At 63.9% G+C, this 23,469-nt stretch carries 29 protein-coding genes; 8 read left to right on the top strand and 21 right to left on the bottom strand.

Annotated features, from left to right (window positions below; genetic code table 11):
- Positions 1-252 precede the first annotated feature (252 nt).
- From D2E23_RS09210 to D2E23_RS09120, 17 genes are all read right to left on the bottom strand, one after another.
- Positions 253-633: a hypothetical protein gene (locus tag D2E23_RS09210; RefSeq protein ID WP_126030618.1), complete on the bottom strand. Its 381-nt coding sequence runs from the start codon at positions 631-633 to the stop codon at positions 253-255.
- A gap of 215 nt (positions 634-848) precedes the next feature.
- The gene (locus tag D2E23_RS09205; RefSeq protein ID WP_126030617.1) at positions 849-1,043 is read right to left on the bottom strand and encodes a hypothetical protein; all 195 of its coding nucleotides are present in this window, start codon (positions 1,041-1,043) and stop codon (positions 849-851) included.
- Positions 1,040-1,456, bottom strand: coding sequence for a hypothetical protein (locus D2E23_RS09200; RefSeq protein WP_126030616.1), 417 nt, complete (start codon positions 1,454-1,456; stop codon positions 1,040-1,042). The genes D2E23_RS09205 and D2E23_RS09200 overlap by 4 nt, the downstream gene beginning before the upstream one ends.
- Positions 1,457-1,481: 25 nt before the next feature.
- Positions 1,482-1,823 carry a hypothetical protein gene (locus tag D2E23_RS09195; protein ID WP_126030615.1) on the bottom strand — a complete coding sequence of 114 codons (342 nt, stop codon included), beginning with the start codon at positions 1,821-1,823 and terminating at the stop codon, positions 1,482-1,484.
- Between the two features lie 65 nt (positions 1,824-1,888).
- Positions 1,889-2,011 (bottom strand): hypothetical protein, encoded by a 123-nt coding sequence (locus D2E23_RS11965; RefSeq protein WP_277596711.1) that lies wholly within the window; start codon positions 2,009-2,011, stop codon positions 1,889-1,891.
- A gap of 62 nt (positions 2,012-2,073) precedes the next feature.
- Complete coding sequence (locus D2E23_RS09190; RefSeq protein ID WP_126030614.1) at positions 2,074-2,328, bottom strand: hypothetical protein; 255 nt, start codon at positions 2,326-2,328, stop codon at positions 2,074-2,076.
- 62 nt (positions 2,329-2,390) lie between these two features.
- Positions 2,391-2,972 (bottom strand): hypothetical protein, encoded by a 582-nt coding sequence (locus tag D2E23_RS09185; RefSeq protein WP_126030613.1) that lies wholly within the window; start codon positions 2,970-2,972, stop codon positions 2,391-2,393.
- A gap of 463 nt (positions 2,973-3,435) precedes the next feature.
- Complete coding sequence (locus D2E23_RS09175) at positions 3,436-4,062, bottom strand: hypothetical protein (protein ID WP_126030611.1); 627 nt, start codon at positions 4,060-4,062, stop codon at positions 3,436-3,438.
- 407 nt (positions 4,063-4,469) lie between these two features.
- Positions 4,470-4,787, bottom strand: a complete 318-nt coding sequence (locus D2E23_RS09165) for a type II toxin-antitoxin system RelE family toxin (protein ID WP_241227269.1) — start codon at positions 4,785-4,787, stop codon at positions 4,470-4,472.
- The gene (locus D2E23_RS09160; RefSeq protein WP_206432026.1) at positions 4,787-5,092 is read right to left on the bottom strand and encodes a type II toxin-antitoxin system prevent-host-death family antitoxin; all 306 of its coding nucleotides are present in this window, start codon (positions 5,090-5,092) and stop codon (positions 4,787-4,789) included. The genes D2E23_RS09165 and D2E23_RS09160 overlap by 1 nt, the downstream gene beginning before the upstream one ends.
- Positions 5,093-5,221: 129 nt before the next feature.
- Positions 5,222-5,563, bottom strand: a complete 342-nt coding sequence (locus D2E23_RS09155; RefSeq protein ID WP_126030607.1) for a hypothetical protein — start codon at positions 5,561-5,563, stop codon at positions 5,222-5,224.
- Positions 5,564-6,020: 457 nt separating this feature from the next.
- Positions 6,021-6,386 carry a DUF3846 domain-containing protein gene (locus tag D2E23_RS11635; RefSeq protein WP_164520765.1) on the bottom strand — a complete coding sequence of 122 codons (366 nt, stop codon included), beginning with the start codon at positions 6,384-6,386 and terminating at the stop codon, positions 6,021-6,023.
- Between the two features lie 26 nt (positions 6,387-6,412).
- On the bottom strand, positions 6,413-6,667 hold the full coding sequence (locus D2E23_RS11630) for a hypothetical protein (RefSeq protein ID WP_164520764.1): 255 nt from the start codon (positions 6,665-6,667) through the stop codon (positions 6,413-6,415).
- 56 nt (positions 6,668-6,723) lie between these two features.
- Positions 6,724-7,263 (bottom strand): hypothetical protein, encoded by a 540-nt coding sequence (locus tag D2E23_RS09140; protein ID WP_126030604.1) that lies wholly within the window; start codon positions 7,261-7,263, stop codon positions 6,724-6,726.
- 63 nt (positions 7,264-7,326) lie between these two features.
- The gene (locus D2E23_RS09135) at positions 7,327-7,818 is read right to left on the bottom strand and encodes a hypothetical protein (protein WP_126030603.1); all 492 of its coding nucleotides are present in this window, start codon (positions 7,816-7,818) and stop codon (positions 7,327-7,329) included.
- A 551-nt stretch (positions 7,819-8,369) separates the two neighbouring features.
- The gene (locus D2E23_RS09125; protein WP_126030601.1) at positions 8,370-8,999 is read right to left on the bottom strand and encodes a class II glutamine amidotransferase; all 630 of its coding nucleotides are present in this window, start codon (positions 8,997-8,999) and stop codon (positions 8,370-8,372) included.
- Between the two features lies 1 nt (position 9,000).
- Positions 9,001-10,032, bottom strand: coding sequence for a hypothetical protein (locus D2E23_RS09120; RefSeq protein WP_241227268.1), 1,032 nt, complete (start codon positions 10,030-10,032; stop codon positions 9,001-9,003).
- Positions 10,033-10,522: 490 nt separating this feature from the next.
- On the opposite strand from D2E23_RS09120, the gene D2E23_RS09115 reads away from it, so the two are divergent.
- From D2E23_RS09115 to D2E23_RS09105, 3 genes are all read left to right on the top strand, one after another.
- The gene (locus tag D2E23_RS09115) at positions 10,523-10,969 is read left to right on the top strand and encodes a helix-turn-helix domain-containing protein (protein WP_126030600.1); all 447 of its coding nucleotides are present in this window, start codon (positions 10,523-10,525) and stop codon (positions 10,967-10,969) included.
- 81 nt (positions 10,970-11,050) lie between these two features.
- Positions 11,051-11,317 (top strand): type II toxin-antitoxin system Phd/YefM family antitoxin, encoded by a 267-nt coding sequence (locus D2E23_RS09110; protein ID WP_093960829.1) that lies wholly within the window; start codon positions 11,051-11,053, stop codon positions 11,315-11,317.
- A gap of 3 nt (positions 11,318-11,320) precedes the next feature.
- Positions 11,321-11,581, top strand: a complete 261-nt coding sequence (locus D2E23_RS09105) for a Txe/YoeB family addiction module toxin (RefSeq protein WP_093960830.1) — start codon at positions 11,321-11,323, stop codon at positions 11,579-11,581.
- Positions 11,582-11,666: 85 nt separating this feature from the next.
- Here D2E23_RS09105 and D2E23_RS09100 read toward each other — a convergent pair whose 3' ends face one another.
- Together D2E23_RS09100 and D2E23_RS09095 are read right to left on the bottom strand one after the other, a co-directional pair.
- Positions 11,667-12,356, bottom strand: coding sequence for a tyrosine-type recombinase/integrase (locus D2E23_RS09100; RefSeq protein ID WP_241227267.1), 690 nt, complete (start codon positions 12,354-12,356; stop codon positions 11,667-11,669).
- 514 nt (positions 12,357-12,870) lie between these two features.
- Positions 12,871-15,852, bottom strand: coding sequence for a heavy metal translocating P-type ATPase (locus D2E23_RS09095; RefSeq protein WP_126030598.1), 2,982 nt, complete (start codon positions 15,850-15,852; stop codon positions 12,871-12,873).
- Between the two features lie 272 nt (positions 15,853-16,124).
- Between D2E23_RS09095 and D2E23_RS09090 the strand changes: the two genes are divergently transcribed.
- Positions 16,125-16,394 (top strand): metal-sensitive transcriptional regulator, encoded by a 270-nt coding sequence (locus D2E23_RS09090; RefSeq protein WP_241227270.1) that lies wholly within the window; start codon positions 16,125-16,127, stop codon positions 16,392-16,394.
- Between the two features lie 259 nt (positions 16,395-16,653).
- On the opposite strand, the gene D2E23_RS09085 is transcribed toward D2E23_RS09090, so the two are convergent.
- A complete protein-coding gene (locus tag D2E23_RS09085) occupies positions 16,654-17,070 on the bottom strand; it encodes a glycerophosphodiester phosphodiesterase (protein ID WP_126030596.1) in 417 nt (138 codons plus the stop codon).
- Between the two features lie 388 nt (positions 17,071-17,458).
- On the opposite strand from D2E23_RS09085, the gene D2E23_RS09080 reads away from it, so the two are divergent.
- From D2E23_RS09080 to D2E23_RS09070, 3 genes are all read left to right on the top strand, one after another.
- Positions 17,459-19,735 (top strand): alpha-1,4-glucan--maltose-1-phosphate maltosyltransferase, encoded by a 2,277-nt coding sequence (locus D2E23_RS09080; protein WP_126030595.1) that lies wholly within the window; start codon positions 17,459-17,461, stop codon positions 19,733-19,735.
- Positions 19,736-20,015: 280 nt separating this feature from the next.
- On the top strand, positions 20,016-20,513 hold the full coding sequence (locus tag D2E23_RS09075; protein WP_093960837.1) for an inorganic diphosphatase: 498 nt from the start codon (positions 20,016-20,018) through the stop codon (positions 20,511-20,513).
- A gap of 365 nt (positions 20,514-20,878) precedes the next feature.
- Positions 20,879-21,448 (top strand): manganese efflux pump MntP, encoded by a 570-nt coding sequence (locus D2E23_RS09070; RefSeq protein ID WP_164520763.1) that lies wholly within the window; start codon positions 20,879-20,881, stop codon positions 21,446-21,448.
- A 71-nt stretch (positions 21,449-21,519) separates the two neighbouring features.
- Here the strand turns inward: D2E23_RS09070 and D2E23_RS09065 are convergent, their stop codons facing one another.
- On the bottom strand, positions 21,520-22,263 hold the full coding sequence (locus D2E23_RS09065) for a hypothetical protein (protein WP_126030594.1): 744 nt from the start codon (positions 22,261-22,263) through the stop codon (positions 21,520-21,522).
- Positions 22,264-22,694: 431 nt separating this feature from the next.
- Here D2E23_RS09065 and D2E23_RS09060 point away from each other — a divergent pair, with 431 nt between their 5' ends.
- Complete coding sequence (locus D2E23_RS09060) at positions 22,695-23,453, top strand: winged helix-turn-helix transcriptional regulator (protein WP_126030593.1); 759 nt, start codon at positions 22,695-22,697, stop codon at positions 23,451-23,453.
- The last annotated feature ends 16 nt before the right edge of the window (positions 23,454-23,469 follow it).

Genomic DNA, 23,469 nt, shown 5'->3' with positions numbered 1-23,469 from the left:
CGGCGGCCACGGACCTCTTCAACGAGACCGACATCGACAGGTTCGCCACCCTCATCCACCTCATCGCGGTCAACGACGACGGCACGCCCCGCAGCATCGACGAGATCCGCGACATCGTCACCACCGATATCGCCCTCTGACCACCTCTCACGCCCGGCGCCGCCCTTCCGTTCCGCTGCGTCGTGTCGTCGTCCTTGTCCTCCCTTGCGGGTTCCGGCGGGGCGGAGATCGTTTTCCCCGCCCCTGTGTGGTTCAGTCCTTGTCCTCGATGCCGGTCGAGGCTTCGTCCCAGCACCATTCGTCGAAGTGGAAGAGTCGGATGATGGTGTCCATGTCCGTCGGGTCCCTGATGATCTCGGCGATGTCGAGGCTCATGGTGTCGAGCCAGAGAAGGAATTCCTCCCAGTCGCCGCCGAAGATGAATCCGGAGCGGGTGATGTAGTCCCTGGCCTGCCAGGCGCTGTAGACGTAGGAGCCGGTGTCGAGGCCGGTGACGATGGGCTCGCAGGCCTCCCGCATGGCGTCCATGCTGTCGTAGTTCGCGTGGTTCTCGCCGATCCAGTCCTCGATGTCCTGGATGACGGTCGCGCGATAGTCGTAGCCGGTGGTTTCGGTGATGGTCGTGGTGGTCATGGTGTGGTTCCTTTCCTTGTTGCCTGTGCGACATGTCGTACGGGCCTCGGGTTCCGTCGGGCGTGCAGGCCGCGGCGCTCCGAAGTCCCGGAGGGATTTCGTGTGCGACGTGGTTTGCGCGGTCGGCGGGTTCCGTGGCACGGTCGGCGGGTCGCATGGGCGGGAAGGGAACGCTTCCTGTCCGTCCCCGTCCGTTCGCTGCCGGGGCTATGGGTCTATGCGATGCGTTCGAGGTCGCGGCTGGTGATGGAGAGCCAGAATGCGGGGTCGGCGATGAGGTGTCGTGCGAGTCTGTGGGCTCGTGCGCAGCGGGCTCGTTCGGTTCGTGATGTTCCGGTGCGGCTGCGGCGGGCGAGGTCGCGCAGGATGCCTCGGCGTATGCGCCATGCGCGGGCGTGGTCCGTGCTCATGCCGTGGCTCCTTCGATGATCCGGTAGGGGCCGGTGATGCGTTTGAGGCTGCTTGCGGGCAGGCTGATGGTGATGGTGCCGTCGGGTTGCGGTCGAGCGCTGGGGTGGATGCGTGGCGGCTGGCCGGGCAGGGTGTCGATGATCTTGCGGCCGGCGATGACGACTCTGGGTCCTTGACGATGGTCGTTGGGATTGATGTTGATGGTCACGGTCCTGTGGTCGTTGGGATCGTAGCCGTAGAGCAGGTCGGCGACGAGGATGGCCTTGTCGATTTGGCTGGCGGGCCAGGTCCAGGTGTCGGTCGTGCGCTGGTGGACGCCGCCGTGGCGGCGGGCGAGGCGTGGCAGTCGTGGGTTGAACGGGCAGACGAGGTGGGTGGTCTCGTCGATGGTTTCGATGGCGATGTCCTGCATGGTCTGTGTGGTCCTTTCGGTCTGGTTACCAGTTGGCGTGGGGGTTGATGATGATGGTGATGAGTATCCAGTGCAGTGCGGGGATGGTGAGGTCGGGGGCGATGCCGGCGGCGGTGAGCAGCGCCGGGATGATGCGGGTGTCGGCGGCGCGGGTCTGCCACATGATGGCGTCGCGGTTGTGCAGTCGGACGCTGTCGGCGGGGTCGAGTCGCTGGTCGAGGGTGTCGCGCAGCTGTCGCGCCTGCGTTCTGGTGAGGGGGCGGCGGATCTGCCGGCGGCTCTGGATCTCCCAGTTGCATTCGTCGTTGTCGCCGAGTGGCTGGTCGATGACGAGGGTGAGGCACATGGTGGGTTTGGCGTCGGTCATGATGTGGTCCTTTCGTGGCAGGAGGCCGTGGTGTGGGCGCGGCCTCCCCTTTTTTCCGTGGTGGGTTATGAGAGATGTTGGCGGTCGTCTCCGTCGCGGCGGTTGATGATCGTGTCGATGAGGAACGGTCCTGTGATGGCGGTGGCGAGGAAGATCGCGGTGGTGAGGTTGGCGATGATGTCGTTCATGATGGTGTTCCTTTGGTCGGGGTCCGACCGGCCTCGATGGCCGGCCGGACCCTTTTGGGCTTTTATCGGCGGTTGGCGTCGATGATCTGGTCGATGCCGTCGGCGCGCATGTCGTGTCCGTCGAGGGTGGCGACGATGGCCACGCCGTTGTCGTAGCCTCGGCCGACGGGCTGGCCGTCGCGCAGCAGCGTGAACGTGTCGGCGGTGTCGAGGCGGACGTTGATCCCGTGGTAGTGGGCGACGTGATCCGCGGTGACGGTGTAGGCGTCGGCGAGCTGGCTGTCGACGGTGAAGAGGCTGAAATAGTTGTCGTACATGATGGGGCTCCTTTCGAGCGGGGATGGGGCCTCCCGCGGGGTTGCGGGAGGCGTTCGTGGGCTTATCGGGCGAGGTCGGTCAGCCATGCGGCGAACGGGTGGTCCGGGTCGATGCGGTTGGCCTGCCATGCGGCCTCGCGTGCCGTGTCGGCCTGTCCGGCCGCGGTGGCGAGGATGGCCATGAGGGTTTGGGCGTTGGCGGTCGCGTCGTCGCCGCTGGACTGGATGATGCCGTCGATGTGCCGCATGGCGTCGGCGATGGTGTCGTCGTCGGGCATGACGTGGTCGAGACCGTCGAAGTAGTCGTCGACGTAGCAGAGCTGTAGATCGACGTCGCTGGTGTCGCGCATGGCGTCGATGGTGGTGTCGGGCAGTAGGCTGGCGAGGATCGCGGGGATCATGTCCCATCCCTGCTTTTCGAGGGCGACGGCGACGACGGCGACGGCGCGGCAGTCGTTTTCCCCGTCCATGACGCGGATCCAGTGGTAGCAGGCGGCGCGGAACCATGCGGTGGCGGCCTCGTGGTACTTGTCCTTGGCGGTGTCCTTGTCGTATTCGTTGCGGATGGCGTTGATGATGTCGGAGAGCTGGGGTTCGGTCTCCTCGTCGCGGGCGGTGGATTCGAGCTGGATGAGCGGGTTCATGGTGGTGTTCCTTTCGGTCGGGCCTTGATTGAAGGCCGTGTGTTTTTTCTTGGTGACCTGCTGGTCAGCGAGAGCGTTACCCGGCGCAGCGGGTTCCGTCATAGGCGACGCGCGAGGGGCGGCGCAGCCGCTCCCCCGCGTGCTCGTGTTGACGGGTTCCGACCGTCGGGTATGCTCTGCTGGCCATGCCGGCAGGTCACCAAGAAACAAAAGGGCCCCACGCCCGAAGGGCGTGAGGCCGGAACAGCGTCGGACGCAGTCCGACTCCACACGGGGATGGATGCCCGCCGCTTCGCGGCGGTCCGATGTTTCGACGGGAAAGGGAGTTTGAGGGAAACCGCGGGTGGTTTCCCTCACGGCCGTCGCGACCGCGAACCCCCTGCGGGGTTCCGGGAGGGACGGCCCCTTCCCGCGTTCGGGGCCGCGCCGGAGGGGTGCCCTGCCGGCGCGGTTGGGGGTCGGGTCATGCGTTGGCGGTCATGATGCGGGCCTTGGCGATGTAGGCGGGGAGTTTGTCGGTCTCGGGTCCGGGGCCTCCGCTGTAGGGTTCGGCGTCGTCGCGCCATGCGAGGTACACGTACTCCGGGTCCACGTCCTCGGGGATGCGGTCGCCGACGGTCCAGGTGAACGTCTCCCAAAGCCACTTCTCCTCGCGTTCGATATAGTCGTCCTCGTCGAGGATGGCGTATTCGTCCTCGATGAATCGTTCCGCGCCGTACATGAACGCGGCGGCGATGGTGGGGGTCTGCTCCCAGCCGTGGTACATGGGCATCTCGTAGAAGATCTCGACCTCGAGCCCGTCGCGGACCTCACGGCAGTTCTCGCCGAGATCGTCGAGGATGGCCTCGCATGTCTTGATGTTCGATTCGTCGATCGCGTTCTCGGCCGAGCCGAAGAACGTGGCGTATCCGGCGGTGTCGGCGCGGTCGCGTGCCCAACGGTCCAGTGCCGCGCGGTCGAATTCGCATGGGGCGAGGATGCTGAACGCGGCCTCGAGCGTCGCGTCGGACGGGGTGAAGTCCTCCTCTCCCGGGTTCCATCGTACGTAGTCCTGATCGATCAGCGTCTTTGCCGTGGTGATGGAGTCCATGGTGGTGTTCCTTTCGGTCGGGCCTTGATTGAAGGCCGTGTGTTTTTTCTTGGTGACCTGCTGGTCAGCGAGAGCGTTACCCGACGCAGCGGGTTCCGTCATAGGCGACGCGCGAGGGGCGGCGCAGCCGCTCCCCCGCGTGCTCGCGTTGACGGGTTCCGACCGTCGGGTATGCTCTGCTGGCCATGCCGGCAGGTCACCAAGAAACAAAAGGGCCCCACGCCCGAAGGGCGTGAGGCCGGAACAGCGTCGGACGCAGTCCGACTCCACACGGGGATGGATGCCCGCCGCTTCGCGGCGGTCCGATGTTTCGACGGGAAAGGGAGTTTGAGGGAAACCGCGGGTGGTTTCCCTCACGGCCGTCGCGACCGCGAACCCCACCTGGGGTTCCGGGAACGACGCCATGGTCACTGGATTCTACGGACGGCTTCCTTGTAGACGGCGCCATCGTCGCGGATGGACACGATGATGACGATCATGGCGCGTTCGGTGCGTTCAAGCCGGTAGACGACGCGCAATCCGTCGCCTCTGAGCTTGACCTTGAAGTAGCCGGTGAGGTTGCCGCCCTGCTTGTGTCCCAACGGTTTGCCGTATCCGCCCTCGGTGGATGGCAGCGGATTTTCGGCAACTCGGGCGAGCATGGCGTGCACGTGGCTTCTGGCGGGTTCCCGTAGTCGGCTCACGTCCTTGGTCGCGGCCTTGGTGAATTCGATGCTCCATGCCATTATTCGAACTCCGGCTCGAATCCGTCGTCGACGGGCTGGTAGTCGGCGCCGAACACGTCGTCCATGGTCAGACGGGTGCCATCGTCCTCGCGCGTGCGTTCCTCGGCTTCGGCGTACAGGTTGATGTCCTCCAGCGCCTCGGTGTATCGCCGGTAGTCGTCGGGAGTGATGACCACGGCGGCTGGTTTGTTGTTGCGCATGACGACGACGGGGTTGTCGTCCGTGACGCGGGAGAGGGTGCGGCTGACCCCGCCGTGGCTGAGCTCGGACACGGATACGAGGTTGTCCAGCGATATTCCTGCCATGATGGTCTCCTCCATTCCATAAATGGATAATATTGTGATTACTATTGTAATCATTTTAGATGTATGGTGTGTCGAGAATCGTGTTCCGGTCTAGGGGTGTGATGTCCCGGACCGGAACGTTGGCGCGGTTTACTTGGCGACCGGCCAGAGGTGGTCGAACATGGCGTCGAATGCGGCCATGGCCTGTTCGATGGGCGCGGCGCCGCCGTCGACGGGCACGGGTGATTGGCTGGCGAGCTCGTCGAGGGTCCCTTCGCCCTGTTCGTCGTCGATGGTGGAGAGGTAGTCCTCGTAGCGTTCGGTCATGTAATCGTATGCCATGTCGCGGGCGGTGCGGCCGTCGTGGTTGATGGCGAGGTAGTTGTGGCCGTTTGAGCATTCCTGCCAGTAGGCGGTGATGTAGCCGATGACCTCGGCGGCGAGCTGGTTGAGGGGTCGGGGGCCGGTCGGCATGTGGTGGATGGTAGTCATGGTGGTGTTCCTTTCGGTCGGGCCTTGATTGAAGGCCGTGTGTTTTTTCTTGGTGACCTGTTGGTCAGCGAGAGCGTTACCCGACGCAGCGGGTTCCGTCATAGGCGACGCGCGAGGGGCGGCGCAGCCGCTCCCCCGCGTGCTCGTGTTGACGGGTTCCGACCGCCGGGTATGCTCTGCTGGCCATGCCGGCAGGTCACCAAGAAACAAAAGGGCCCCACGCCCGAAGGGCGTGAGGCCGGAACAGCGTCGGACGCAGTCCGACTCCACACGGGGATGGATGCCCGCCGCTTCGCGGCGGTCCGATGTTTCGACGGGAAAGGGAGTTTGAGGGAAACCGCGGGTGGTTTCCCTCACGGCCGTCGCGACCGCGAACCCCACCTGGGGTTCCGGGAACGACGGCCCCTTCCCGCGCCCGAGCCACGCCGGAGGAGCGCCCCGTCGGCGCGGCCTAGTGTCATTGGACGATGATGTGGGTGTCGGTCAGGGCGAAGGTTTCGGAGTGGGTGAACATGCGGGTGTAGTGTTCGGTCTGTTCGTCGTTCAGGCTCTCGTCCTCGCCGGTTGAAGGGTTGTATCCGGTGATGAGGAAGGTTCCGGCGATGATCTCGTAGATGTCGCCGTTTCTGTCGTGTAGGGCGCGGTTGAGGGGCAGTCCGTTGAGTTTGCCTTCCTCGTTGCAGTAGAGGGATACGTCGTCGGCGATGGGGACGCTTTCGATGTATCCGTCGACGATGTGCTGTTTGGCTTCGAGGGTGTCGGGGATCTCGGCGGCGCGGGGTGGCCGGCCGGGTTCGACGATGATGGCGTTGATGGTTTTCATGGGGTTCTCCTTTGTCTGGCTGGGTTTTATCGGGTGGCGTCGCGGTTGAGCAGTCCGCGTAGGTCGTCGATGTAGTCGAGTGCGATACGGCGTGATTGTTCGATGGTTTCGATGCGGTCGTTTTTGTTGTGCTGGTGCCATGCGATGGCGGCGGTGACTCGTGCGGTGCGGTATCCGATGTCGGCGAGCATTTGTTCTATGCCGGCGTCGGTCCATGTGGTCCAGTCAGCGTCCGGGCCGCTGTCGGGTTCGTTACGCCTGGTGATGATGGGGGCGGGCATGGCGCGCTCCTTTCCGTGGGGTGCCGCGCCCCCTGTGGGGCGCGGCCGGTTGTGGTTTAGCGTTCGAGCTGGCCGGCGGTGATGTGCTGGTCGATCATGGCGAGGATGATCGCGGGCAGTGTCTCGGTCTGGTCGATGATGAGGGCTTCGAGCGCGCGTCGGACGGCGTTCGTGGTGTCGTCGTCCGTCCACGCGAGGTAGGCGGCGGTGGCGAGGGGGCCGGCGCTGGTTTTGGTGTCTTTTGTGGCTTCGGCCATGGATTCGGCGAGGCGGCGGGTGCGGGTGAGTGCGTCGGTGTGTTCGGGGGCTTGGGTCATGAGGCGGTCGACGATGGTTCTGGACCGTTCGTCGGTGTGGGTGCCGATGTGGGTCAGGTCATGGTCGCTGGTGTCGGGGTGTATGGCGGCGAGGATGGTCATGTCGCGGTTAGAGGGGCTGGCGGTGATGAGGTCGGCGGCCCATGCGAGTTCGTCCATGGCGATGGGCTCGCCCTGTTGTGCTCGGCGGATGATGGACAGCAGTCGGCCGGTGATGTCGCGTCGGATGTCGTTGATGGCCTTGGTGGCGTTTTCCGGGGTGAGGGTTGCGGTGGTCATGGTGTGTTCCTTTCCTTGGGGTGCCGGCCCCGTGTGGGGCCGGCGGTGTTTTCGGTGTGGTGGTCAGCGGGTTTCCGCGTCGTGGCGGGCGAGGGCTTCGAGTGCCGGGGTCCGGTATGGTGCGGTGAATCGCATGAGGCGGCTTGTGGTGTTGTGGGGGCCGAAGGTGGTTTCGATGCCGGTGGGTTCGATGATGCCGGCGCGTTCCATCTCGCTGGTCGCGTAGAGGTTGTTGTGGTTTTCCCAGAAGGTCAGTTCGTCGGCCGTGGCCTGTCCGATGTTCTGGCTGATCGGTGAGATGTCGTCCTGTTCGGGGTCGGTGTTGATGATGCGGACGGCGAGTCCGTTGCCGGCCTTGTAGCGGGTGATTTCGATGTGGTAGGCGTCGAGTCCGTTCGGGATGCCTCCCTTGTCGGGGTCGCCGTGCCATGTCGCGCCGCGGGTGGCGTCCAGTTCGTTCCTGTCCTCGTGGGACATGGCTCCCAGTGCGCGGTCGAACACGTACCAGTCGATGGTGACTGTGACGGCTTTTCCGTTGATGGTGAGGGTCTGCATGGTGGTGTTCCTTTCGGGGTCGGGCCTTGGTATCAGGCCGTGTGTTTTTTCTTGGTGACCTGCTGGTCAGCGAGAGCGTTACCCGGCGCAGCGGGTTCCGTCATAGGCGACGCGCGAGGGGCGGCGCAGCCGCTCCCCCGCGTGCTCGCGTTGACGGGTTCCGACCGCCGGGTATGCTCTGCTGGCCATGCCGGCAGGTCACCAAGAAACAAAAGGGCCCCACGCCCGAAGGGCGTGAGGCCGGAACAGCGTCGGACGCAGTCCGACTCCACACGGGAATGGATGCCCGCCGCCCCGCGGCGGTCCATTTCCCTCCTGTCGGTGTTGTGTCGCGGGGATGAGGACGGCGTGTCAAACCGTGGCGGCGCCGTCAGGCGTCTCCCGGTTTGACGCGCTCGGCCGCGTCCTCATCCCCGCGACGCAGCACCGATGGAGACACTGTCCCGGCCCGTCAGGGACGGGTCCTTTTCCGCCGGCCGTGTGCGTGCCGGCGGTGGGATGGTGGGTGGGTGCGGTCCCGGGCACGTTGGATGCGCGCCGGGGGCCGGTCGTCATGGCCGCCAGTCGGGGATGCCGGTCTGGGCGTACAGGTCGTCGTGGTCGTATCCGTTGGCTTCGAGGTCTTCGAGGGCGGTCTGGTAGCCGAGTTCGTATGGGAGGGTCCATTCGGCGGGGTCCATCCACCATGTGTTGGATACGCTGACGCCGTCGGTGAGGGCCTGTTCGCCGGTGAGCCATCGGATCTCGCCTTGGCTGGTGATGAGCGCGAATTTGCCGTTCACGCCATCGGCGAGGTCGGTTTCGCCGTTCTGCCATGCGTCGATGGCGTTGCGGCTGTCGGAGTCATATGGGCCGTGCGTGTAGGCGTGGGCGATGCCGTTGTGGGCCATCCATCCGGTTTCTCCGTTCGGTAGCCGGTAGGGGAACGGGTGGGTGTTTTCGAGGCATACGGCGCCGTGTGTGGCGAGTCGGAAGTGGATGAGCGCGGCGCCGTTTTCGATGGATTGCCAGTTGGCGTGGATGTAGGCGAGCAGCTGGTGGTTGTCCGGGTGCCGGTGGACGTGGAGGCGGTGTCCGTCGTGCCATGCGATGCCGGCGCCGTCCGGGTTGGCGTCGCTCATGAGGGCGAGGCTGACGGGGTCGGGCATGTGGCCGGGTCGGGCGGTGACGATGACGCACATGTCAGTGGTTCTCCCTTCCGTTCGCGGCGTCTACGAGGTGTTGGATGGCGTGGGGCAGACCGATGGCCTGTCGGGCCTGCACGTACGCCATGCGTCGGATGTCGGTCTCCTTGAGACTGTGCAGGGGGTGATGCTGGAAGAATCGCCACATGGCGTGCACCCATGTCAGGGCGGGTTTGAGCTGGTGCGCGGAGTAGGAGTTCCATGCGCCGAAGGTGCGTAGTTCGATGGTTTCGGGGTGGTCGTCGTTGACGGCGGTGCATTTGCCGTGGTAGGCGTCGTGGCGCAAGGCGCACCATCGGTCGTCATCGGTGTCGTGGCGCATGTTGAGGGCGAGGGTCTGGGCGTGGTCGATGCCGGTCAGGGCGTGGTACCAGCGGGCCGGGGTCTGGCGTTCGGTGCGTCGGATGTGGATGTGGCCTCCGGCGCATTCGCCGCATCCGCCCGGTTCGATGCCCGCGATGAGGGTTTCGAGCTCGTCCATGGTCTCCGCGTCCCATGGGAGGGGCTGGGTCTGGTATTCCATGCCGCCCTCGCATAGGCTCCGGTCGGGCTTCCATCCCGCGATGAGCCGGCTGTCTCGCAACGGCTCCGCGTCGTGGTGTCCGTCGATCTCGATTTCGAGACCGTGCGTGTAGGCGTGTTCGGCGTGGGGCACTCCCTCGTAGGGGTCGCGGTAGTCGGGTTCGGTGTTCCAACAGTTCTCGCAGACGCAGTGCCCCTCGATGTCGTCCCATTCGACGCAGTCGGGACAGTAGATGTCGCCGCATCGGTCGCACACCTCGACGCAGTCGGCACACAGGTGGGTGAGGCAGCGTTCGCATATCCGCTGGCAGTTGTCGCAGCACTCTCCGCCGCATCGCTCGCATGCCTCGATGCAGTCGGGGCATAGGACGTCGTCGCATCGGTCGCACCGTCTCATGCAGTCCTCACAGCAGCCGCCTCCACAGCAGTCGCAGGTGCGCATGGTGTCGGGTGGCCATGGGGTGCCGCATGAGTCGCAGATGACGGTGGTGTTCTCGGTGTCGGTCATGGTGTTCGCTCCTTCGTATCGCTTTCCGTGCCGGACGATGACCGGCGGCGCGTGCGCCAGTTCGCATGGCAAGGCGCGTGGACCGCACCACGGCAGGGGTGCGGCGGTGGAGGGAGGAGGAGTCGGAGGGGCTTGCACGGGCCGTCGGCCGGCCCGTGCGATACTGCCCCGGAGACGGGGGGAGCCCGGAGCCGCCCGGAGGGGACACGCGCATCCTTGCCATGCGGGCGGGCGTGCGCGATGCTGGGCGTCGGCCGGCACCCCCGCGCCCGGTCGTTCCCTTTCATGCGGGTTCTCGCGCGCCCGGGCCGCGACGGTACGAGCGGCATGGGCCCTGGGCCATCCCCTCACGGGGATGGCTCCACGGCGCGCGACAAAAAGCGAAGCCAGGCTCCCCTGAACGATTGCGCTCACCACCAGTGGTGGTGTAGACTGGATGCAGGAGCACCACTAGTGGTGGTGTATTGGATCGCGGAAAGGAGTGGAAACGATGATGGGATCGACGATGCCGTTGAGGATGCGCGGGAAGGCGGATTTCCGGGCGCTCAGGGAGAAGCTGGGCGTGACGCAGCCGCTGCTGGCGAAGCGCCTGCATCGGGACGTGCGGACGGTGAAGGCATGGGAGGATCCAAGGTTTCACTACGGGCCGCCGCGCGAGGCCTGGGACTGGCTGCAGGGCCTGGAGATGGACATGTGGCGCAGCGTGGCCAGGACGGTCGCGGACGCCGAGGAGCGTCGGCGGGAGGCGCGCGAGGCCGGACAGGCCGATCCGGTGGTCTCGCTGCCCTATTTCCGTCATCAGATGGAGTACGAGAGCGTCGGCGCCCCTCTGGGATGGTTCCGCTTGGCGAACGCGGCGTCGGCCAGGGCCGGTGACGAGCTGAACGCGAAGGGGTTCAGCGTCGACTACGAGTACCCCGCCGGTGCGGAGAACTGACGGGGCGACGGTTGACGCCGCCGGAAGCCATATGATATTCTTGTACAGGAAGTTGTACAATATGGATTGTGGGAGGTCATCATGGTGCAGGCGGTGGCGTACAGCACGTTCCGGCAGAACCTCAAGGCGTACATGCGGCGAGTGAACGAGGATTCGGACACTCTGCTGGTCACGAACACGAACCCGGACGACAATGTCGTGGTCATGGGCGTCGACGACTATGACGCGCTGATGGAGACGCTGCGCATCTACGAGAATCCGTACCTGCGCGGCAAGATCCTCCGCGGTCTGGAGCAGGTGCGTTCCGGCCGCGTCGAGGAGCATGGTCTCGTCGACGATGGGGAGTGATCGATGCTGTTGTGCTGGACCGAGGATGCTTGGAACGACTATTTGTACTGGCAGGGGCAGGATCGTCGTACGTTGAAGCGGATCAATACTCTCGTCCGCGACATGATGAGGTCGCCGTTCGAGGGGATCGGCAAGCCCGAACCGTTGAAGTGGGGCCTGTCGGGCGCATGGTCGAGGCGGATCGACGCGGCCAACCGCATCGTGTACACCGTCGACCGTGACCGGCTTGTCATCCTGTCGGCGCGGGATCATTACTCCGACTGATCCGCAGAGGAGTGAGGAATGGGAGGGGCCCTGCGGTCCCTCCTTTTTTGGTTCTTTCCTTATTGCGGTATTGGGGTATCGCGGTCTATCGGGCGGCTTCGATCAGCTCTTCAAGGCGACTGTCGGGCATGGGCACGTAGGCCATGGTGGTTTCGATGCTGGCGTGGCCCAGGCCTGCGGACACCAGGTAGATGTCGTGCGTGGCCTCGTATCCGCGGGTAGCCCAGCGGGTGCGGAGCTTGTGTCCGCTCCAGCCGTCGGGCAGGAGTCTGGATACGTGCTTGCCGATGTAGCTTGAGCTGGCGTGGCCTCCGAAGCGTCCGGGGAACAGGTAGCCGTTGCTTTCCTTGATCCGCTCGGCGATGTCGAGCGGGATGGGCAGTATTCGCTGCTTGCTGCCCTTGCCGTGGACTACCAGTCTGGGCATGTGCTCGATGCCGTCCGAGCTTGCGGGTGGGTCGATGATGTCGTTGCTGTGGATCCTGCAGACTTCCTGGCGTCTCAGACCGACCTCCGCCATGAGTCGGATCATAAGCCGGTCGATGTCGTTGGCCCTGGCCTTGGCGGCCGCGATGTATTCCTCGGGGCAGGGTCTGGGATGAGGCTTCGGCGGCCTGATGGACGGCAGTCCGTCCGCGGGATTATCAGTCCGACCCTGATGAGTCTGCAGCCACTCGAAGTATTTGCGCACGGCGGCGCGAGCGGATTTGCGGGTTTCCTCCCGCCAGTCCTGGTCGGCGTACCAGCGCAGCAGCTCCGCTGCGCTGACGGTCATGGGATCTCCGCCGAGGTCGCGTGCCAGCTTGGATAGCTGGCATCGTCGTGTGGATCTGGTGTCGTCGGACTGGCCGGCGGCGCGGAGGTAGGAGAGATACTGTTTGATGGACTCGCGCCATGGCTCCGGCGCGTTTATCTGTGTTTGTTTTGCCATGCCCAATCATGCAGGGCGTGAGGTCATGCCACTCTCGTGATCACGACGCCTCCTCGACGGCCTTCATCATCGTCGTTTTCCTCATCCATGATTGTCGTGTCGCATAACCCAGAGGTCCATGGTTCAAATCCATGCCCCGCTACCAAATGAAGACCGGAAATCGCAAGGTTTCCGGTCTTTTTGTTTTCCGCATGCACATCGCACCCCAAGCACTCCCGCATTATGGAATCAGACGTCGAATCCGTCCCACCATGCGGAAACATCTGCTCTTTACAGCACCAAATGAACGTTTTCGGCTCGATTTTCGTCCATTTGGCGCTGTAAAAGCAGAATCCGAGGGCGACGTGCGCCGAATCGACTACTTCGCGTACTGCTCGGGAGCCTTGTCGAACGTGGCGGCGCATCCGGCACCGCAGAAGTAGTAGGTCTTGCCGTTGTACTCGCGCTTGGCTGCGGCGGCGGCCGGGTTCACGCTCATGCCGCAGATCGGATCGGTCTCGCTACCGCCGGCCGCACCCGCGCCCGCATGATGCATGCCGTGCGCATGCATATCCATGCCGTGCATATCGTGCATACCGGCTCCCGTACCGGCGTCCTGCGCATCGTTCTTCCTGCTGAAGAGTCCCATGATGGTTCCTTTCCTTGTATTGGCTTTCGTTTTCCTTGCGGAAATCCTGTACGGCCGCACGCGCTCCGGACTGAACGCGCGCAGACGATTGGCGTTGGTCACCACGGACAGCGACGAGAATGCCATGGCCGCGCCCGCGATCATCGGATTGAGCAGCATGCCGGTGAACGGATAGAGCACGCCGGCCGCCACCGGAATGCCGATACCGTTGTATCCGAACGCGAATCCCAGATTCTGACTGATGTTGCGCATGGTGGCGTGCGCCAGGTCGATGGCCGTGACCACGCCGGTCAGACTGCCGTTCATCAGTGTGATGTCGGCGGATTCGATGGCCACGTCGGTGCCGCCGCCGATCGCGAACCCGACGTTCGCGCGCGCCAGTGCCGGCGCATCGTTGATGCCGTCGCCGACCATGGCCACAACGTGACCGTCGGCCTGCAGTCGGGCGATTTCGTCGGCCTTGGCATCGGGACGAACCTCGGCGATCACATGATCGACGCCCACGTCGTGTGCGATGGCCCGCGCAGTGTCCTGATTGTCGCCGGTGAGCATGACCACGTCAATACCCCGCGAACGCAGCGCTGCGATGGCCTGCTTCGAGTCGGGCTTGACGGTGTCAGCCACGGCGATCACGGCGGCAAGCAGTCCGTCCACGGCCATGAGCATGGGCGTATGTCCGAGCGCCGCATGATGGTCGATCGCCGCAAACACGTCGTCGACGGACTCCCCCGCCGACTCCGGCATGCCTACGTCATGGTCGTCCACGAGTTCGGCGTTGCCGACGATCACGACATGGCCACGCACGGTCGCAACGATGCCGCGACCCGGAATCGCGGTGAATTCGGCGCCGGCGTCAGAAGCACCGTCGGCATCACCGACACCGAAATTCCCGGCGGCAATCCCCACAACAGGCGCCCCCTCATCCGCCGCACGCACGATCGCTGCAGCCAGCGGATGCTCGGAGCTACGTTCTGCATCCGCCGCGAGCGCGAGCAGTTCCCGTTCCCGTCCGTGCCATGCGCCGAACACGTCGAATCCGACGAGTTGCGGTGTGCCTTGGGTGATGGTTCCGGTTTTGTCGAGTACGACGGCGTCCACGTCGGCGGCGGTTTCGAGCGCTTGCGCGGAGCGGACGAGGATGCCGAGTGTGGCGGCCTTGCCGGTGGCGATGGTGATGGACAGCGGCGTGGCGAGTCCGAGTGCGCATGGGCATGCGATGACGAGCACGGACACGGCGGAGACGAGGGCGTGCACGATCTTGGGTTCGGGGCCGAACGCCCACCAGAATGCGCATGCCCAGATGGCGATGAGCACGACGGCGGGTACGAATATGGCGGAGACGCGGTCAGCGAGTCGTTGCACGGGGGCTTTGGAGCTTTGGGCGGCTTTGACGAGGTTGACGATCTGGGCGAGTACGGTGTCGGCGCCGATGCGTGTGGCGCGGTAGCGGAGGGTTCCGGTGCCGTTGACGGTGGCGCCGGTGACCTGACTACCGGCGGTCTTCTCGACGGGCATGGATTCGCCGGTGACCATGGATTCGTCCACGGAGGAGTTGCCGGAGATGACTTCGCCGTCCACGGGGAGTTTGTCACCGGGGCGGATCACCACGATATCTCCTACGAGTACGTCGTCGACGGGGATTTCGGTGATCACACCGTCGCGTTCCACGTGTGCGGTTTTGGGTTTGAGTCCGATGAGCGCGCGGACGGCTTCGCCGGTGCCGGCTCTGGCGTGCGCTTCGAGGAGCTGTCCGACGAGCATGAGGGTGATGATGGTGCCGACGGCTTCGTAGTAGGGTTCGCGTACTCCTTGTGGCAGTAGGTCCGGTGCCACGGTGACGACGAGCGAATAGAGGAATGCGGCGGCGGTGCCCACGGATACGAGGGCGTTCATTTCCGGCGCTCGGTGGATGATGGCCGACCATCCGGTGGCGTAGATCGGCCGTCCGGAGTAGATGATCACGGGCAGGATGAGCAGCAGCTGCCAGATGGGTGCCAGACGGTAGAGGTGAAACATGGCCGAGAGGAACACGGGCAGCGTGAAGACGGCGGCCACGATGAGTCGTATGCGCAGGGTGCGGATTTCACGGGCCGCGTTCTCCTCTTCGACGGTCAGCGCCGATTCGGATGACGGCGTCGACGCGTCGGGACGGGCGGAGCCATCGTCATCCGCCATACCAGTCGTTATGCCAGCCGACGAGCCCTCGTCGACCGTTGCCGCATTTGCCGTTGTTGTATTTACCGGCGTTGCCGCATGTCCAACGGACTCCGCCAAAGCCGATACCGTATGCTCCGACGACGGCGACGACACCGCCGAAGTCGCTGCCGACGCTCCGCCGTGCTTTCCCGGCAGCACGTGCAGCGTGCCGTGCAGCATGTTCATGCCGCAGGCGAATCCGTATTCGCCCGGTTCGTTCGGCGTGATCGTCAGTGTGGTGGTACGGAACGCGGGCAGTGCCTGATCCACGCCGAAGTCGGGGAACACGACGTGCGACGAGCATTCGCCGCCCTCCTGCCGATCGAAGACGAGTCGCAGCGGCGTTCCGGCCTCGGCTTCGATCACGGCCGGCTCGTAGCCGCCTTTGACGGCGACGACGATCTCCTGCACGCCGTTGTTCATAACGGCGCGGGCGGCCTTGCGCGGGGCAAGGAAGAACCAGAGCACGCCCGCGCTGACGAGCGCCGCGACGCCGAGCGCGATCACGATGGTCATTGGTCTTCCTTTCGTTGGCGGAATATCCGTTGGTGCGCATGTCGTCGTTGGCGTGGCGCGAACGCCGCCGACATATGCGGCCGCATTGTTCATCACACACGTCATTGCAATGCGCAACGCCATAACCATATACCCCATGGGGGTATAATCGCAAGAACATTGTCAGCTATTCACCCGGAGCAAACATGACCGACGACATTCCAACCGACACCAACCCAGCCGACGCCGACCAGACAGGCCACCACGAATCCGACCACGCCACGCACGGCTATATTCAGGATCAGAAAAGGATCGTCGCCCGGCTCAGCCGCATCGAGGGGCAGGTGCGCGGCATCAAGCAGATGGCACAGAACGGCGACTACTGCATCGATATTCTTACGCAGATTTCGGCGGCGAACAGCGCACTGAGGTCCGTGGCGCTGCTGCTGCTCGACGATCATCTCAGCCATTGCGTCAAGCAGGCCAGCGCACAGGGCGATCAGGTGGCCGACGAGAAGCTGCAGGAAGCCAGCGCGGCCATCGCGCGGCTCGTGAAGTCATAGTCGCCAACCGCGAACGCATGACAAACACATGGCGAGAGGGGCGCGCATAACACCAGCGACGACAAGGCGACAGCAGATGCCAATATCGGCCAAACAATACAGCAATAACGAGTAGTAATGAATAATGGCGGACGCCCGCAGACACCCGCCATATCATCACGCGTACGAATGCGCGTCACACCCTGGATCCGTCGCGAACACGCAACGCCACACCGTCGTGGAGCCGCGCGCCGCGACCCGGACGATCCGGGGCGGCCGATCACCAGTGGTTGGCACCGGGGCCTTCGAACTTCACGTTGAAGCCGCGCTCGTAGTGCAGGAACATGTTGGCGCCGTAGCGGTCCACGTCGCGGTGGGTGAACAGCATGCGGATGGCGAACGCGGTCTGCACGTCGGCCGGCAGGGCGCGGAACGCCTTGTAGGCATCCCAGCCATCGGCGGCAACGGCCTGATCGGACACGAAGGCATAGCCGTAGCCGTCCTCGTTCACGTAGCCGAGAAAGGGCAGCTCCCATGCATCGTGCTCGGTGAGCGCGGCCTTGTAGTCCTCCACCTTGGCCAGCGCCTCGTCGGAGATGCCGAAGGAGCGCGCCACCTCGTTCGCGGCCGCGGTCTTGCGGTCGGCATAGGCGCCGTACAGCGAAGTATCGACGACAATCTGCTTGTTGTCCGCCATAAGTCATCCTTTCTGTATGCATGCTCCCCAGTGAGGCACATACATGTCGCATCCACGTTAGATGTAACAAAAAATGTCACACCCATTGTGATTTTTTCATCGCACGCATCATCGTTTACCGAAGATTCGCACATGACATACAGTACGCCCATACAACCGCGATTATCCAGTCGTTTCATGGAGTTGCAACGTTTTATTTCCCATCTCGTAACAGCGCACGTTCTAATGAATGACGCGCACGTTCTAATTCCAAATCGAACATTTTTCATGTTCATTTTCGATGTTCAAAGTTATGAAACGGTTACCCACATGCTACGAAACGACGACCGTTGCCCAAAAACCGTGAAATTGCAACGCTGCATGGCGGCACACCACTTACAATGGCGGTATGACTGAAACAAGTAGTACCCAAGTCACCTCAGCCGCAGCAGAGACTGCAGCCGAGGAAGCAGAGAAGAACTCCTCCACCACCCGCAAGGGTGCGACCCGCCGCAGGGCCAAGTCCGCGTCAACGACGACCAGGAAGGCCGCCGGCACCCGTAAGCGCCGTAGCACCAAGGCCATTCCGGCCGACACCCCTGATGCACTGATCCCGGCTCCCGTGCTCGAGATCACCGATCCGAGCCAGTTCGGCCGCATCAACGTGCTCGACGTCACTCCGAACGAGGAATGCGGCGTCTACCCCGCCCGCATTGAGCTCGGCGAGCAGTTCACCGTCACCGCGCAGGTCTTCATTGAGGGCCGCGCCAAGGTGGGTGCCACCGCCGTGCTGCACACGCCTCGTGGCCGTGCCGCCGCCAGCCGCACCATGACCTGCGCGAACCCCGGCCTCGACCGCTGGACCTGTGAGATGCAGGTCGGCGAGCACTCCGACGTGCTGCCGTGGGAGGATGGCTTCGCCGCCGTCAAGCGTCAGCTGGGCAACTGGTCGCTCGTCGTGGAAGGCTGGGAGGACTCGTTCGCCACCTGGCTGCACGATGCCAAGATCAAGGTGAAGGTCCATGACTCCGACGTGGAGAACGCGCTCGACGAGGGCGCCGAACTGCTCGGACGCTGGGCCAAGACCCGCGATGCCGGCCTGAACGCCGATCAGAAGAAGGTGCTGCAGACCGCGTCCGAGACGCTGGCGAACAAGGAGCTCACCCCCGTTGAGCGTCTGGCCGCCGCCGACAACGACGAGATCGCCGCACTGCACGACTCCAACCCGCTGCGCGATGGCGTGAGCCCGTCCCGCCCGGTGAAGCTGCTTGTGCAGCGCCCCAAGTCGAGCTTCGCTGCCTGGTACCAGTTCTTCCTGCGCTCCGAAGGCGCCTACGTGGATCAGGAGACCGGCAAGATCGTGCAGGGCACGCTCAAGACCTCCGTCTCCGGACTGGAACGCGCCAAGGCCGAGGGCTTCGACATCGTGTACCTGCCCCCGATCTTCCCGATCGGCGTGACCAACCGCAAGGGCCGCAACAACACCCTGGTGGCCGGCCCCGACGATCCGGGTTCGCCGTTCGGCATCGGCTCCGCCGAGGGCGGCCACGACACCGTGGACCCGCTGCTCGGCACCATGGACGACTTCAAGGCGCTCGTCGCCAAGGCCCACGAGCTGGGTCTGGAGATCGCCCTCGACTTCGCCCTGCAGTGCTCACCTGACCACCCGTGGGTCAAGGAGCACCCGAACTGGTTCCGCCACAAGCCGGACGGCACCATCGCCTTCGCCGAGAACCCGCCGAAGAAGTATCAGGACATCTACCCGATCGACTTCAACGCCGACATGGAAGGCATCGAAAAGGAAGTCGTGCGCCTGATGAACCTGTGGATCGACGCCGGTGTGACGGTGTTCCGCGTGGACAACCCGCACACCAAGCCGGTCCGCTTCTGGCAGGACGTGATCGCCACGATCACCAAGAAGCACCCCGAGGTGCTGTTCCTGGCCGAGGCGTTCACCCGCCCGGGCATGATGCGCGCGCTGAGCTACGCCGGATTCACCCAGTCCCACTGCTACTTCCCCTGGCGCAACACCAAGGAGGAGCTCGAGGAGTATCTGGGCGAGACCAACAGCGACGACGCCTTCTACCAGCACAACACGTTCTGGCCCACCACGCCGGACATCCTCACCGCCTACGTGCGTGACAACGGCATCGCCGGTCACGCCGTGCGCGCCGTGCTGGCCGCCATGGGCAGCCCGAGCTGGGGCATCTACAACGGCTTCGAGCTGATCGAGAACCGTCAGCGCCCCGGTTTCGAGGAGCAGATCGACAACGAGAAGTACGAGATCAAGGTTCGCGACTGGTCCAAGGCCGACGAGTACGGCATCGCCGAAATGCTCACCAGCCTCAACCGCATCCGCCGCGAGCACCCGGCCACGCGCAGCTACCACAACCTCACGGTGCTGCGCAGCTCTGACCCGAACATCCTCGCGTTCGCCCGCCACACGCCGGCCGAATTCACCGGCACCGGCAAGCCGGACACGCTGATCGTGGTGGTGAACCTGGACGGCCACAACGCCCACCAGTCGCTCATCCACCTCGAGCTGGGCGACTTCGGCCTGCCCACCGATCAGGGTGTGGCGCTGAAGGACGAGCTGACCGGCCGCGAATTCACCTGGGGCTGGGACAACTTCGTCTCGCTCGCCCCGTGGGCCGACGTGGCGCACGTGCTCAGCGTCCAGTACTGATAATCAGTATTGTGCTCCCTCCGTGGGAGGGAGCTGGCCGCCGTTAGGCGGACTGAGGGAGGGATTCCACCATCCAGCGTGCGGATCCCTCCCTCTGTCATGACATCCGTCATGACATCTCCCTCCCCGGAGGGAGAACACAGGTGTGGAGACATCTCCCTCACTCGGAGGGGAGAACACTCGAGATATCCATCATGCAACCGGTACCCCCATCCATGCCATTCTGCGGTATCCTTGGTTGCGGTAACACAATAATGTCAACTCGTTGAAGGAGACAGACATGGCAGAGACGTTCAACGTCGTCGTCGAGATCCCGCGCGGATCCAAGAACAAGTACGAAGTGGATCACGAGACCGGTCGCGTGTTCCTGGATCGTGAGCTGTTCACGGCCATGGGCTACCCGGATGACTACGGCTACATCGACGGCACCCTGGGCGAGGACGGCGATCCGCTCGACGCCCTGGTGATGATCCCGAACTCCGTGTTCCCGGGCTGCGTGGTCGAGTGCCGCGCCGTCGGCCTGTACCACATGGTCGACGAGGCCGGTGGCGACGACAAGGTGCTGTGCGTGCCCGCCGACGTGCGTTACGACAACATCAAGGACATCGACGACGTCTCCGAGTTCCACAAGGCCGAGATCAAGCACTTCTTCGAGCAGTACAAGGCCCTGGAGCCCGGCAAGGAAGTTCTGCCCGGCGACTACTGGACCGGTGTGGACAAGGCCGAGGCCGAGATCAAGGCCGCTCGCGAGCGCCTGGCCGCTTCCGAGGAGAAGTGATCCGGGCCGCATCACGCGGCATCAGCCCATCGGCATCTGTGTTCTTAGTGTGATCACACTAAGTGAACGGCTCGCACGACAGGGCATCATCAACACGAGGGCGCATCCCGAATGCGGGGTGCGCCCTCTGCTATTATCGCGTTTTGTAATTCGCGAGAGACAGACGAACGGCATTCATTTGAATTCAAAGCCATCCGATGGCCCGCCTTTCGGGGCCGCGGCATCTGGCAGTTTGCTGTGTCATCGTTTCGTCAAGGCGTAGGCCAGCCCCAGAGGCGGTGTCGAGGCCCATTCCGACGATCGGCCGTATTCCGAGCGGTCGCGCATGCCAATGCACGTCGGAATGAACCTTCAAAGGATCATCAGTGATCGTTGAGATTCTTCTTATTGCCGTTTCCGTGTCCATGGACGCGTTCGCCGTCGCCATCGGCAAGGGTCTGACCGTCAAGCATGTCACCGCCCGTCAGCGCGCCACCGTGGGCTTGTGGTTCGGTGGTTTCCAGGCGTTGTTCCCGCTGCTCGGCTATTTCGCCGCGTCCACGTTCAGCAAGTATGTGACGGCGGTGGACCATTGGATCATCTTCCTGCTGCTGGCGTTGATCGGCGGCAACATGGTGCGCGAGGCGTTCGGCGAGGACGAGGAGAACGAGCACGAGAACGCGGCGTTCGACTGGCGTCACATGCTGCCGCTTGCCATCGCCACGAGCATCGACGCGTTCGCCGTCGGCGTGAGCTTCGCGTTCATGCCGATCAACATCGTGTTCGCGGTGATCGTAATCGGCGTGACCACCGGTCTGTTCTCGGCCGCCGGTCTGAGCATCGGCAACGTGTTCGGTTCGCGTTGGCAGAAGCCGGCGCAGATCGCCGGCGGTCTGGTGCTGATTCTGATCGGCCTGAAGGTGCTGCTTGAGCATCTTGGCATGCTGCCGTGGTGATCGTTCCGGTCTGATTGCACGAAAAAAGCCCCGCTTCGGCGGGGCTTTTCCATTGGTCCGAAACGGCGTGATCACAACGTCAGATGCGCGACGAGCGCGGCCACATACACCGCGTAGCCGAGCAGCATGACCGGCATCACGCCCATGCCCAACCATGAGTATGCGGACGGGCCGTCGATCTCGTTCCACCAGGAGCCGGATGCGACGAGCAGCAGCACGCCGAGCGCGATGACCACGACCATCAGCGCCAGCGCGATCCACGAACCGTCGGGCGCGGACAGCAGGCCGTGCATCAGCGACGGCAGAAACAGCCAGCACGCCGCTCCGAGCGCGCACGCCGACACGATCAGCCCGGTGGACATCGACACGATCAGATGACTGCGGTCCTTGCGCCACATCTGATGGCCGAACGATACGACGACGATCACCAGAAACGCGACGATCATGAACCACGACCAACGCGTGAACGTGGCGTCGTTGTCGGGAATGCCGCCCGGTGCGATGAACGCCACCGCGGCGACGAACACGATCACGGCGAGCGCGCGGGCGAACACCGTCTGGGTGACGCCGTTGGCGAACGGCCATGCCACGATCATGATGGCCACGGCGAGTGCGGCCAGCACGCCGGATGCGATGGCGCCGGCCTGGGTCAGTGCGCCGAGGCCGCCGACGAGGCCGATCAGTAGCGCGTAGGCGGCGATCTGGGTGACGGCGACGGCGAGCTGTCCGCGTCGGGTCACGTCCGATTCCGTGCCGTGCACGCGCGTGCCGTCCTCTTCGTCGATCTCGTGCTTCCGGCTGTCCTGGCTGGCCATGGTCGCATCCTCCCGCATCGATGATTCACACTTCACTGTGGAACATGTTCTCACTATGTCTATCCACAGCTTATCCGTACCGTCGCGGCGGGTGCACGCTCGACGCCTGTTCGGTGCACGCTCGGCGTGCGGTCCGCGACGTATATGGTCTCGTTTCGTTGACGGCGTACAGGTCTGATCCCAAGTGAAAGGCAATGCCGATTGTTGTTGCCGGCGATATTGTCCTATGGATGCGACACGACCGTCCCAAATGTTGAACCGTGTTTCCCATACACGGTTGTCTGCCTTATAAAGAGAGAAATAAGAAAATAATCGAACACATGATGTGATGAAAAGTTACGGAATCGCGGTCGTGCACGATAACATCCACTTTGTACAATGAAGGATATTGTTGTGAAGGCCCGTCGGGGCTAGGAATCGGGGAGATAACAGTGACGGATTTGACATTGATGACAATGGCGGAAAATCCCGCGTCCGTACTGCCGTCCCTTGCCCTGCTGTCCCATCGCGTGCGCGTGCTACCCATGGATGCCGCCTCGCTCGTGAAAATGCCCGAGAACACGATTCTTTTTCTTGATGCGCGCGACGATCTCGCCACCGCCAAGACGCTGTGCCGTCTGATCCACGCCTCCGGACTGTCCACGCCGATCGTGCTGGTGCTCACCGAAGGCGGATTCACCGTGGTCACCTCGCAGTGGGGCATCTCCGATGTGGTGGTCGCCACCGCGTCCCCGGCCGAGGTGGAGGCCCGTCTACGGCTCGTCTCCGAACGCGGCAACTCGTTCTCGTCCTCCTCACCGACACGGCAAAACAACGATCAGCCGCAGGAAGGACAGATCCGCTCCGGCGATCTGGTGGTGGACACCAACGGTTACACGGCATCGCTGCACGGCCACCCCATCGATCTGGCCTACAAGGAATTCGAACTGCTCAAATATCTGGTGCAGCATCCCGGTCGCGTGTTCACCCGCGCCCAGCTGCTGCAGGAGGTATGGGGATACGACTACTACGGCGGCACCCGCACCGTCGACGTGCACATCCGTAGGCTGCGCGCCAAGCTCGGCGGCGAATACGAGCATCTGATCGGCACCGTACGCAACGTGGGCTACCGTTTCGACCCGCCGGAGGACGACGAGCAGGACGAGAACGCCAAGGCCGCGGCAGCCGCAGCCAAGCCCGTCAACGACTGACCGGACCTGCTCCCCG

This window comes from Bifidobacterium callimiconis (assembly GCF_003952005.1).
Lineage (GTDB): Bacteria > Actinomycetota > Actinomycetes > Actinomycetales > Bifidobacteriaceae > Galliscardovia > Galliscardovia callimiconis.
The sequence above is the reverse complement of the archived record's forward strand: the minus strand, read 5'-3'. Positions and strand labels throughout refer to the sequence as shown.

Coding starts and splice junctions, on each gene's coding strand:
- D2E23_RS09135 (WP_126030603.1), bottom strand. CDS start 7,818: ATGCAGACCCTCACCATCAACGGAAAAGCCGTCACAGTCACCATCGAC.
- D2E23_RS09185 (WP_126030613.1), bottom strand. CDS start 2,972: ATGAACCCGCTCATCCAGCTCGAATCCACCGCCCGCGACGAGGAGACC.
- D2E23_RS11635 (WP_164520765.1), bottom strand. CDS start 6,386: ATGAAAACCATCAACGCCATCATCGTCGAACCCGGCCGGCCACCCCGC.
- D2E23_RS09105 (WP_093960830.1), top strand. CDS start 11,321: ATGCTGTTGTGCTGGACCGAGGATGCTTGGAACGACTATTTGTACTGG.
- D2E23_RS09100 (WP_241227267.1), bottom strand. CDS start 12,356: ATGACCGTCAGCGCAGCGGAGCTGCTGCGCTGGTACGCCGACCAGGAC.
- D2E23_RS11965 (WP_277596711.1), bottom strand. CDS start 2,011: ATGAACGACATCATCGCCAACCTCACCACCGCGATCTTCCTCGCCACC.
- D2E23_RS09115 (WP_126030600.1), top strand. CDS start 10,523: ATGATGGGATCGACGATGCCGTTGAGGATGCGCGGGAAGGCGGATTTC.
- D2E23_RS11630 (WP_164520764.1), bottom strand. CDS start 6,667: ATGCCCGCCCCCATCATCACCAGGCGTAACGAACCCGACAGCGGCCCG.
- D2E23_RS09190 (WP_126030614.1), bottom strand. CDS start 2,328: ATGTACGACAACTATTTCAGCCTCTTCACCGTCGACAGCCAGCTCGCC.
- D2E23_RS09085 (WP_126030596.1), bottom strand. CDS start 17,070: ATGGCGGACAACAAGCAGATTGTCGTCGATACTTCGCTGTACGGCGCC.
- D2E23_RS09110 (WP_093960829.1), top strand. CDS start 11,051: ATGGTGCAGGCGGTGGCGTACAGCACGTTCCGGCAGAACCTCAAGGCG.
- D2E23_RS09200 (WP_126030616.1), bottom strand. CDS start 1,456: ATGCAGGACATCGCCATCGAAACCATCGACGAGACCACCCACCTCGTC.
- D2E23_RS09140 (WP_126030604.1), bottom strand. CDS start 7,263: ATGACCACCGCAACCCTCACCCCGGAAAACGCCACCAAGGCCATCAAC.
- D2E23_RS09160 (WP_206432026.1), bottom strand. CDS start 5,092: ATGGCAGGAATATCGCTGGACAACCTCGTATCCGTGTCCGAGCTCAGC.
- D2E23_RS09165 (WP_241227269.1), bottom strand. CDS start 4,787: ATGGCATGGAGCATCGAATTCACCAAGGCCGCGACCAAGGACGTGAGC.
- D2E23_RS09155 (WP_126030607.1), bottom strand. CDS start 5,563: ATGACTACCATCCACCACATGCCGACCGGCCCCCGACCCCTCAACCAG.
- D2E23_RS09095 (WP_126030598.1), bottom strand. CDS start 15,852: ATGACCATCGTGATCGCGCTCGGCGTCGCGGCGCTCGTCAGCGCGGGC.
- D2E23_RS09210 (WP_126030618.1), bottom strand. CDS start 633: ATGACCACCACGACCATCACCGAAACCACCGGCTACGACTATCGCGCG.
- D2E23_RS09120 (WP_241227268.1), bottom strand. CDS start 10,032: ATGACCGACACCGAGAACACCACCGTCATCTGCGACTCATGCGGCACC.
- D2E23_RS09065 (WP_126030594.1), bottom strand. CDS start 22,263: ATGGCCAGCCAGGACAGCCGGAAGCACGAGATCGACGAAGAGGACGGC.
- D2E23_RS09175 (WP_126030611.1), bottom strand. CDS start 4,062: ATGGACTCCATCACCACGGCAAAGACGCTGATCGATCAGGACTACGTA.
- D2E23_RS09075 (WP_093960837.1), top strand. CDS start 20,016: ATGGCAGAGACGTTCAACGTCGTCGTCGAGATCCCGCGCGGATCCAAG.
- D2E23_RS09125 (WP_126030601.1), bottom strand. CDS start 8,999: ATGTGCGTCATCGTCACCGCCCGACCCGGCCACATGCCCGACCCCGTC.
- D2E23_RS09195 (WP_126030615.1), bottom strand. CDS start 1,823: ATGACCGACGCCAAACCCACCATGTGCCTCACCCTCGTCATCGACCAG.
- D2E23_RS09205 (WP_126030617.1), bottom strand. CDS start 1,043: ATGAGCACGGACCACGCCCGCGCATGGCGCATACGCCGAGGCATCCTG.
- D2E23_RS09080 (WP_126030595.1), top strand. CDS start 17,459: ATGACTGAAACAAGTAGTACCCAAGTCACCTCAGCCGCAGCAGAGACT.